The sequence below is a fragment of the Variovorax sp. 10L426 genome, from assembly GCF_056395305.1.
In genome coordinates, this window is sequence record NZ_JBFTJF010000028.1 from 42,317 (window position 1) to 51,223 (window position 8,907).

General features: G+C 64.5%; 8 protein-coding genes. 2 read left to right on the forward strand and 6 right to left on the reverse strand.

Going from position 1 to position 8,907, the window contains the following annotated elements; genetic code table 11:
• Window positions 1-63: 63 nt before the first annotated feature.
• A complete protein-coding gene (locus tag AC1DHL_RS27680; RefSeq protein ID WP_478164067.1) occupies window positions 64-1,722 on the forward strand; it encodes a Na/Pi cotransporter family protein in 1,659 nt (552 codons plus the stop codon).
• Window positions 1,723-1,749: 27 nt separating this feature from the next.
• Here AC1DHL_RS27680 and AC1DHL_RS27685 read toward each other — a convergent pair whose 3' ends face one another.
• The 5 genes from AC1DHL_RS27685 to AC1DHL_RS27705 form a co-directional block, all read right to left on the reverse strand.
• Complete coding sequence (locus tag AC1DHL_RS27685; RefSeq protein WP_478164068.1) at window positions 1,750-2,733, reverse strand: quinone oxidoreductase family protein; 984 nt, start codon at window positions 2,731-2,733, stop codon at window positions 1,750-1,752.
• Window positions 2,734-2,757: 24 nt separating this feature from the next.
• On the reverse strand, window positions 2,758-3,555 hold the full coding sequence (locus tag AC1DHL_RS27690; RefSeq protein WP_478164069.1) for an SDR family oxidoreductase: 798 nt from the start codon (window positions 3,553-3,555) through the stop codon (window positions 2,758-2,760).
• A gap of 16 nt (window positions 3,556-3,571) precedes the next feature.
• Entirely contained in the window at window positions 3,572-4,480 is a 909-nt protein-coding gene (locus tag AC1DHL_RS27695; RefSeq protein WP_478164070.1) for a DMT family transporter, read from the reverse strand.
• Between the two features lie 2 nt (window positions 4,481-4,482).
• Window positions 4,483-6,096, reverse strand: a complete 1,614-nt coding sequence (locus AC1DHL_RS27700; protein WP_478164071.1) for a gamma-glutamyltransferase family protein — start codon at window positions 6,094-6,096, stop codon at window positions 4,483-4,485.
• 150 nt (window positions 6,097-6,246) lie between these two features.
• Window positions 6,247-7,218 carry a Bug family tripartite tricarboxylate transporter substrate binding protein gene (locus tag AC1DHL_RS27705; protein ID WP_478164072.1) on the reverse strand — a complete coding sequence of 324 codons (972 nt, stop codon included), beginning with the start codon at window positions 7,216-7,218 and terminating at the stop codon, window positions 6,247-6,249.
• Between the two features lie 96 nt (window positions 7,219-7,314).
• Between AC1DHL_RS27705 and AC1DHL_RS27710 the strand changes: the two genes are divergently transcribed.
• The gene (locus tag AC1DHL_RS27710; RefSeq protein ID WP_478105154.1) at window positions 7,315-8,229 is read left to right on the forward strand and encodes a LysR family transcriptional regulator; all 915 of its coding nucleotides are present in this window, start codon (window positions 7,315-7,317) and stop codon (window positions 8,227-8,229) included.
• 81 nt (window positions 8,230-8,310) lie between these two features.
• Here the strand turns inward: AC1DHL_RS27710 and AC1DHL_RS27715 are convergent.
• Window positions 8,311-8,907 (reverse strand): tripartite tricarboxylate transporter permease (locus tag AC1DHL_RS27715; protein ID WP_478164073.1); only part of this gene is annotated, 597 nt, incomplete at its 5' end.

Consider the following 8,907-nt stretch of genomic DNA (forward strand, 5'->3'; position numbering starts at 1 on the left):
GAAGCCGGTTCCGCGGTGTTTCTCGTATTCGCGCAGGTGGGTGCTCTATAGTGCTTCCATTCCATGAAGCACTTGTTGAATTTGCTGGCGGCCATCGCGCTGCTGGTGTGGGGTACCCAACTCGTTCGCACCGGCGTCCTGCGTGTCTTCGGCGCCAATTTGCGCAGGATCCTCGTGCACAGCATGCGCAATCGCTTCACGGCGGCGTTGTCGGGCGTCGGGGTGACGGCACTGGTGCAGTCGAGCACGGCGACTTCGCTGATGACTTCGTCCTTCGTCGGCCAGGGATTGGTCACGCTGCCGGCGGCGCTCGCCGTGATGCGCGGCGCGGACATCGGTACGGCGCTGATGTCGGTGCTGTTCTCGGCGGATCTTTCATGGCTCTCCCCGCTTTTCATCTTCGTGGGCGTGGTGCTGTTCATCACACGCCCCTCCAGCATGGCGGGGCGCGTCGGTCGTGTGCTGATCGGGCTCGGACTGATGTTGCTCGCGCTGCAGCTCGTGGTCGAGGCCACCGGTCCGCTGTTCGAAAGTCCGGCCATGCGCGCCGTGCTCGAGTCACTCAACAGCGACGTGCTGCTGGAGATCACCATCGGCGCCACGCTCGCCATCCTGGCTTATTCAAGCCTTGCGGTCGTGCTGCTGGTCGCCGCCATGGCGAGTTCGAACGTGGTGCCGCTCGATGTGGCGCTCGGGCTGGTGCTTGGCGCCAACCTTGGCAGCGGCTTGCTGGCAGTGCTCACCACGGCGAAGTCGTCGGTCGCGGTGCGGCAGGTGACTGTCGGCAATCTCATGTTCAAGCTGCTGGGCGTGATCATCGCGGGGCCTTTCATCGGACTGTGGCTGCGCGAGGTCAGGCCATTCATCAGCGATGCGACGCAGCTGGTCGTTCTCTACCATCTGGCGTTCAATATCGTGATGAGCGTCGCCTTCATCGGCCTGACCGACATCGTGGCCCGGCTGGCGACCCGCCTGCTGCCCGTACCCGAGGAACCCGCGGCCATGCGACGCCCGCAGCACCTCGACCCTTCGGCGCTGTCGACACCGACGCTTGCCATCTCCAACGCCGCGCGCGAGGCATTGCATCAGGCTGACGTGGTGGAAACGATGCTGATCGGCGTGCTCAACGTGATCAAGAACAACGACCTCCGGCTCGCCCAGGAACTGCGCAAGCTCGACGACACGGTGGACGAGCTCTATTCAGCCATCAAGTACTACCTGACCAAGATCTCACGCGAAGCCCTGGGAGAGGAAGAGAGCCGTCGCTGGACCGACATCATCAGCTTCACGATCAACATGGAGCAGATCGGCGACATCATCGAGCGGGTGATCATCGACATAGAGGACAAGAAGATCAGGCCGCAGCGCAATTTCTCGGAAGCCGGCATGCGCGAGATCGTCGAGCTGCACGAACGTCTGGTGGCGAACCTGCGGCTGAGCATGAGCGTGTTCCTGAACGGCAATGTGCGCGACGCCCAGAAGCTGCTCGAAGAAAAGGCGCGCTTCCGCGACCTGGAGCGCGCCTACGCCACGACCCATCTCGGCCGGCTGACCGACCAGACCGCGTTGAGCATCGAGACCAGTTCGCTGCACATCGACCTGATCAGCGATCTCAAGCGCATCAACTCGCACATCTGCTCGATCGCCTATCCTATTCTCGAATCCGCCGGCGCACTGGCACCGACGCGTATGCGGCAATCACGCCTGGGCCAGTTGCAGTAAGGGCAACAGAGGCGGCGCGCGCCGTTCTCACAGCGTCAGGATGGTGCAGCCAGTGGTCTTGCGCGCCTCGAGGTCGCGGTGCGCCTGCTGCACATCGGCCAGCGGATAGCGCTGGTCGATCGGGATCTTCACCGTACCGCTCTCGACCACGGCAAAGAGGTCGTCGGCCATCGCCTGAGTGCTTTCACGGCTGGAAGTGTGCGTGAACAGCGTGGGTCGCGTGACGTAGAGCGAACCCTTCGAGGCCAGCAAGCCGAGGTTGAAGGGTGGAACCGGGCCCGATCCATTGCCGAAGATCGCCAGCAGGCCGAAAGGTCGCAGGCAGTTCAGGGAGCCTTCGAAGGTGTCCTTTCCCACCGAGTCGTAGACAACCTTGACGCCCTTGCCACCAGTGATTTCCTTGACGCGCTCGGCAAAGTTCTCGGTGCTGTAGTTGATCGCATGCGCCGCGCCGTGAGCCAGCGCGATCTTGCACTTGGCGTCGCTGCCTGCGGTGCCGATCAGTTGCAACCCGAGCGCCTTCGCCCATTGGCATGCAATCAGCCCCACGCCACCGGCGGCCGCGTGGAACAGGATGAAATCGCCGGGCTGGAGGCCTTCGGCCGGAAGCGTCTTCTTCAACAGGTACTGCGCGGTCAGGCCCTTGAGCATCATCGCCGCGCCGGTCTCGAAGGAAATCGCATCCGGCAGCTTGCAGACGAACTTGGCGGGCATCACGCGCGCTTCGCAATACGCGCCCGGAGGCTGGCTGGCATACGCCGCACGGTCGCCGACCTTGAGGTGCGACACGCCTTCGCCCACCGCCTCGACGACGCCTGAAGCTTCCATGCCGAGTTGCAGCGGCATCGGGAAGGGGTAGAGACCGCTGCGCTGGTAGGTGTCGATGAAATTGAGACCGACTGCCTTGTGGCGAATGCGGATCTCGCCGGGTCCCGGGTCGCCGACCTCGACGTCGACGATCTTCAGTTCCTCGGGACCGCCGTTGCGGTCGATGCGGACGGCTTTGCTCATGGATGGCTCCTTGTCGTGGTTGGCCTAGTAAGTCCCCGGGTACGCGCCGCCATCGGCCAGCACGTTCTGCCCCGTCATGTAGGCTGCGTGCACGCTGCACAGGAACGCGCAGATCGCGCCGAACTCGGCCGGATTGCCGAAACAGCCCGCGGGAATGCCCTTCTGCCGGCTGGCGCGGATCGCATCGATGTCCTGCCCCGTCTTCTTCGCGGCGCCGATCATGGTGCCCTTGAGCCGATCGGTATCGAACGATCCCGGCAGCAGGTTGTTGATGGTCACGCCCTTGCCCGCGATGCCCGAGCGCGCGACGCCCGCCACAAACCCGGTCAGCCCGCTGCGCGCCCCGTTGCTCAGGCCCAGGATATCGATCGGCGCCTTGACCGAACTCGACGTGATGTTGACGATGCGACCGAAGCCGCGCTCCGCCATGCCATCCACCGTCGCCTTGATCAGTTCGATCGGCGTCAGCATGTTCGCGTCGAGCGCCTTGACCCACGCTTCGCGGTCCCACTCGCGGAAGTCGCCGGGCGGCGGACCGCCGGCATTGGTGACCACGATGTCGAAGTCCTTGTGCACCGCGAAAGCGGCCGCGCGGCCATCGACAGTAGTGATGTCTGCGGCCGCATGCTTCACGAACGGCTTGGCCGCGCTCGTGGCGGCCGTCACCTGCAAGCTCTTCGCCGCAGCCTCCAGCGCTTCGGCGCCGCGCGCCACGATCACCACGTTGACGCCTTCGCGCACCAGCGCCTCCGCGCAGCCGTAGCCCAGGCCCTTGCTCGCGCCGCACACCAGGGCGGTCTTGCCTGCAATTCCCAAATCCATGTTCAGTCCTCCGGGCTCAACGGCCCATGCGTGTGAATACAAAGATGCCGGCGATCACCAGCACGGTACCGGCTGCGATCCACGGGGTAAAGGGTTCGCCGAGGATCACCACACCCATCAGGATCGTCGACATCGGCCCGACCATACCCGTTTGCGCGGCCAATGCGGGGCCGATGCGCTCGATCGCCATCATGACGGCGAGGACCGGCAATGCCGTGCACAACGTGGCGTTGAGGATCGACAGCCAGATCACCTCCGGCGCCACCTCGAAGGCTGCGCTCATCGGCCGCAGGAGCATGAACTGCACGATGCAGAGCAGACACGCCACGCTGGTCGCCAACCCCACGAGGCGCAGCGAGCCCAGCCGCTTGACGAATTCCCCACTCGCAATGAGATAGATGGCGTAGCTCACGGCACTCAGGAACACCAGGAGCGCGCCCCATGCCGCGGATGCGCTCTGCCCCAGGCTGACTTCGTGGCCGAACACCAGCAACACACCGGCGTAGCTGATCATCATGCCGGCGACCTGGCCGCGCGTGATGCGCCGCCCGTAGACGATCCAGCCGAACAGCAAGACCAGCGTCGGGTTGAGATAGAGGATGAGCCGTTCCAGGCTCGCAGTGATGTAGGCCAACCCGGCGAAGTCCAGGAAGCTCGCCAGGTAGTAGCCCGAGAAGCCCAGCCCGATCACGCCCATCCAGTCGCGCCGAGTCAGCGGCGGCTTGCCCCGGCCGGCCCACCACGCCATCACGACGAACAGCGGCAGCGCAAACAGCATGCGCAGCATGATGAGCGTGACTGCATCCACGCCATAGCGGTAGGCCAGCTTGACGATGATCGCCTTGCCGCTGAATGCGATCGCACCGAGCGTCGCGAGTGCGAGGCCCGGCGCGAGACTCTTGTGCGTGTGGTGCTCCGGCAGCACCTCTAGAAACCGGCCGCGAGGCCGTCGCGTCGCGCATCGCTTGCGGCCACGTAGCCCTCGACCGCCGGATCGCCCGCACGCCAGATGAACTGGCCCGCGCCGAAGTCCTGGTAGGAGTCGTTGATCACGTCCACCTTGTGACCGAGATCGGTCAGGCCCTGCACGGTCGCCGGGTTCATCGCCGCCTCGACGTTGATCTCCAGCCCCGAATTGAAGCGCCAGCGCGGCGCATCGCAGGCGGCTTGCGGATTCTGCTTGTAGTCGAGCATTCGAACCAGCGTCTGCATGTGACCTTGCGGCTGCATGTTGCCGCCCATCACGCCGAAGCTCATCACCGGCGCGCCGTCCTTCGTGAGGAAGGCCGGGATGATCGTGTGGAAGGGCCGCTTGCCCGGCGCCACGATGTTCGGGCTGCCGTCCTTCAAGCTGAAGCCGTGGCCACGGTTCTGCAGGCTGATGCCATATCCGGGCTCGACGCAACCCGAGCCGAAACCCATGTAGTTGCTCTGGATGAAGCTCACCATCATTCCGCTCTCGTCGGCGGCCGTGAGGTAGATCGTGCCGCCCTTGACCGGGTTGCCCGCCTTGAAGTCCTGCGCCTTGTTCACGTCGATGAGTTTGGCACGCGAAGCGAGGTAGGCGTCATCGAGCATCTGCAGGGGTGTCACCTCCATTGACGAAGGGTCCGACACATAGCGGTAGGTGTCGGCAAACGCGAGCTTCATGGCCTCGATCTGCAGGTGCTGCGATGCGACCGAGTCGACGGGGATCGATTCGATGTCGAAGTGCCGGAGGATGCCCAGGGCGATCAGCGCCGCAATGCCCTGCCCGTTCGGCGGGATCTCGTGCAGCGTGTGGTTGCGGTAGTCCTGCGCGATCGGCTCGACCCATTCGGGCTTCCAGTCGGCGAGGTCACGCACCTTCAGGCTGCCGCCGTTCTCGTTGGAGAATTTCTCCAGCGCCTCGGCAATCTCGCCGCTGTAGAACGCTTCGCCCTTGGTCGCCGCGATGGCCTTCAACGCACGGGCCGCGGCCTGGAAGCGAAACAGTTCCCCGACTTCGGGCGCACGCCCCCACGGCAGAAAGCTCTGCGCAAACCCCGGTTGCGATTGCAGGACCGGCGTGGCAGCGGCCCATTTCTGCTGCACGACCGGCGGCATGAGGTAGCCACGCTCGGCGATCTCGATCGCCGGCGCCATCAGGTCTGCAAAGGGCAACTTCCCGAAGCGTTCGGACAGCGCGACCCAACTCCCCACGGCCCCCGGCACCGTGACCGAGTCCATGCCGCGCTGAGGCGGGGTAGCAGCATCGGCGCCGTACTTGCGACGGAAGTAGTCAGGCGTCCAAGCCGCAGGCGAGCAACCGGAGCCGTTCAACCCGTGAAGCTTCTTGCCGTCCCACAGGATGCAGAAAGCATCGCTCCCAAGCCCATTGCTGACCGGCTCGACCAGGGTCATCGCAGCTGCAGTCGCAATCGCCGCATCCACCGCGTTCCCACCCTGCTGAAGAATGCGCAGCCCAGCCTGGGCGGCCAAGGGATGCGAAGTCGAAACGACATTGCGCGCAAAAACCGGAATACGCGTCGAGGTGTATGGATTGGCGTAGTCAAATTTCATAAGTACCTTCAATTCAAAACCAGTACAAACACCGGCCGGCGAAGCCTGGCCTCTTCCAGAAACACCGCGGAACCGGCTTCGCCGGGCCGCTGGTGTTGCCCCCGGCAGGGGGTGGGCGGCTACACGGAGTGAGCCAACCTGGGGGCGAGCTCAATCCCCCGTGATCTTGCGATCGACGATGATCTTTTTCCACTTGGCCGCGTCCTCGGCCACCATGCTTGCGAACTGTGCGGGTGTACTGGTGGCCGGCGAAATTCCCAGCTTGGCCAGCTTGTCGCGCACTTCAGGATCGCTCAGCGATTGATTGGCGGCCGTGTTGATGCGCGTCACCAGATCCGCCGGCATGCCCTTGGGCCCGTAGAGGCCGAACCAGGTGTTCGACTCGAAGCCCGGCAGCGTGTCCGCGATCGGCGGCAGGTCGGGTGCCAGCGGGCTGCGCTTGAGCGACGTCACGCCCAGTGCGCGCAAGCGGCCATCGCGCACATGCGGCATCCCGGTCGGCAGCGCATCGAACAGGACGTCGATCTTTCCGCTGATCAGGTCTGGAATGGCGAGCGCCGTCCCCTTGTACGGAATGTGCAGCACCGAGATCCCGGCCTGCGACTGGAAGAGTTCGGCCGTGAGCTGCACGATGGTGCCGTTGCCGCTCGACGCATAGTTGAGCTTGCCGGGGTTCTTCCTGGCGTAGTCGATCCATTCCTGCACGGTCTTGGCCGGCGAATTGTTGGGCACCAGCATGATGCTCGGGGCGTCGCCGACATGAACGATCGGCGTGAAGTCGCGCACCGTGTCATAGGGCAGCTTGCTGTAGATGGCCGGGCCGATCGAGTGGGTGCTGGTCGTCGCCAGGAGCAGCGTGTAGCCGTCGGGGGTGGACTTTGCGGCGGCATCGGAGCCGATCGCACCTCCCGCGCCCGGCTTGTTGTCGACGATCAGCGTCGTGCCGAGCTTCTCGCCCATCTTCTGCGACAGCGTGCGCGCGAACAGATCCGTGGCGCCTCCCGCCGGGAAAGGCACGATCAGCCGGATCGGTTTGGTCGGGAAGCTGTCCGCCAAGGCGGCGGGCGACGCGGCCACGCAAAGTGCGGCAGCCATGGCCTGAAGGAACTGGATTCGTTTCATGGTGCTGGATTGTGTCCCCTGTGAATGTCTCGAATGCTATTCAGCGCCGAGGCATCAAACCAGATAATCTGCCTTATCCAACTATGAGTCAGGCTTATGACAAAGGTCGCCTCGGAAGAGATCTCGCTGCAGCAGCTCCGGGCCTTGGCGGCGGTCGCCGAGTCAGGCAGCTTCACGCTGGCGGCAGAGACCTTGCAGCTCACGCAGCCCGCCATCAGTCATCTGATCAAGCGCATGGAGCACGAGCTCGGCCAGCCCCTGGTCGTGCGCGGGCGCCGCATCCGCATGACCAGCGCGGGTCAGATGATGGTCGACACGGCCGTTCGCGCGCTTCGGCTGATCGATGAATCCGTCGGCGCTTGCCGGTCGCAATCCCAGCTCCGGGAAGGGCGCGTGGTGCTGGCAGTGGGCCATCTCACAGCCGGCGCACTGATGCCGCCATTGCTGAGTCGCTTCTCGCAACAGCACCCCGCGCTGGCGACCGCGCTGCTGGACAGCACGGCCGAGCAGATGATTTCGCGGATCCTTTCGCAAGAGGCCGACCTCGGCTTCGGCTCCGACATCGGCCAGAAGCATTCGGAACTCGCGACGGAACCGCTCTTCAGCGAGCGCATGGCCCTGTTTGCGCGGGACGACCATCCGCTGGCGCAGCGGGTCGTGATCGATGCCAGGCACCTGGACGGGCTGCCTTTCATTCACGTCAATCCGGACGCCAACATCTGGCGTTCCGTCAGCCGCCAGCTTTCGAGCATGGCCAACGTGTACCCGCGCGTGGTCCACCACGTGTCGATGCTGTCGACTGCCTTCGGCCTCATCCAGGCCGGCGCCGGTGTCGCGCTGCTGCCTCGCTACGTGGAGGTGCTCATGCCCGCCAACCTTCGCGCGGTGGCCGTGACGCGCCCCACGCTCGAATACCCGGTGGTTGCCGTGCGTCTGGCCAAGCATCCGCTCAACCCTGCCGCCATGGCATTCCTCGCGATGGCGCGGCAGCACATGAAGCCAAAGAAATGAACTCACGCCCAGCCTCGGCCATTCAAAGGAAACGGCACCCGAAGGTGCCGTTGGAGGGGTGAAGAGGCGGTAGGCCCGCGATCAGGCCTCTTCTTCGTGGAAGGCTTCTTCCCGCTTGGACTTGACGGCCGGGAGCAGCACGATCACCAGCAGCAGCAGCGCAGCAGCCAGCAGGCCCGCCGAAATCGGTCGCGAGACGAAGACGGCCCAGTCACCACGCGACAGCAACAGCGCGCGGCGCAGGTTCTCTTCCATCATCGGCCCCAGGATGAAGCCCAGCAGCAGCGGCGCAGGCTCGCAGCCCAGCTTGAAGAAGCTGTAGCCCACGAAGCCGAAGATCGCGACCATCCAGATGTCGAAGGTGTTGTTGTTGGTCGAGTACACCCCGATCGCACAGAACAGCACGATGGCCGGGAACAGGTACTTGTAAGGCACCGACAGCAGCTTGATCCACATGCCGATCAGCGGCAGGTTCAGGATGATGAGCATCGCGTTGCCGATCCACATCGAGGCGATCAGGCCCCAGAACAGCTCGGGGTTGCTGGTCATCACCTGCGGGCCGGGCTGGATGTTGTGGATGGTCATCGCGCCCACCATCAGCGCCATCACGGCGTTGGGCGGGATGCCCAGCGTCAGCAGCGGGATGAAGGAGGTCTGCGCGCCGGCGTTGTTGGCCGA

Excerpts from the sequence above, each read along its gene's own strand:
- AC1DHL_RS27685 (WP_478164068.1), bottom strand. The coding sequence starts at position 2,733 with ATGAGCAAAGCCGTCCGCATCGACCGCAACGGCGGTCCCGAGGAACTG.
- AC1DHL_RS27680 (WP_478164067.1), top strand. The coding sequence starts at position 64 with ATGAAGCACTTGTTGAATTTGCTGGCGGCCATCGCGCTGCTGGTGTGG.
- AC1DHL_RS27710 (WP_478105154.1), top strand. The coding sequence starts at position 7,315 with ATGACAAAGGTCGCCTCGGAAGAGATCTCGCTGCAGCAGCTCCGGGCC.
- AC1DHL_RS27705 (WP_478164072.1), bottom strand. The coding sequence starts at position 7,218 with ATGAAACGAATCCAGTTCCTTCAGGCCATGGCTGCCGCACTTTGCGTG.
- AC1DHL_RS27700 (WP_478164071.1), bottom strand. The coding sequence starts at position 6,096 with ATGAAATTTGACTACGCCAATCCATACACCTCGACGCGTATTCCGGTT.
- AC1DHL_RS27690 (WP_478164069.1), bottom strand. The coding sequence starts at position 3,555 with ATGGATTTGGGAATTGCAGGCAAGACCGCCCTGGTGTGCGGCGCGAGC.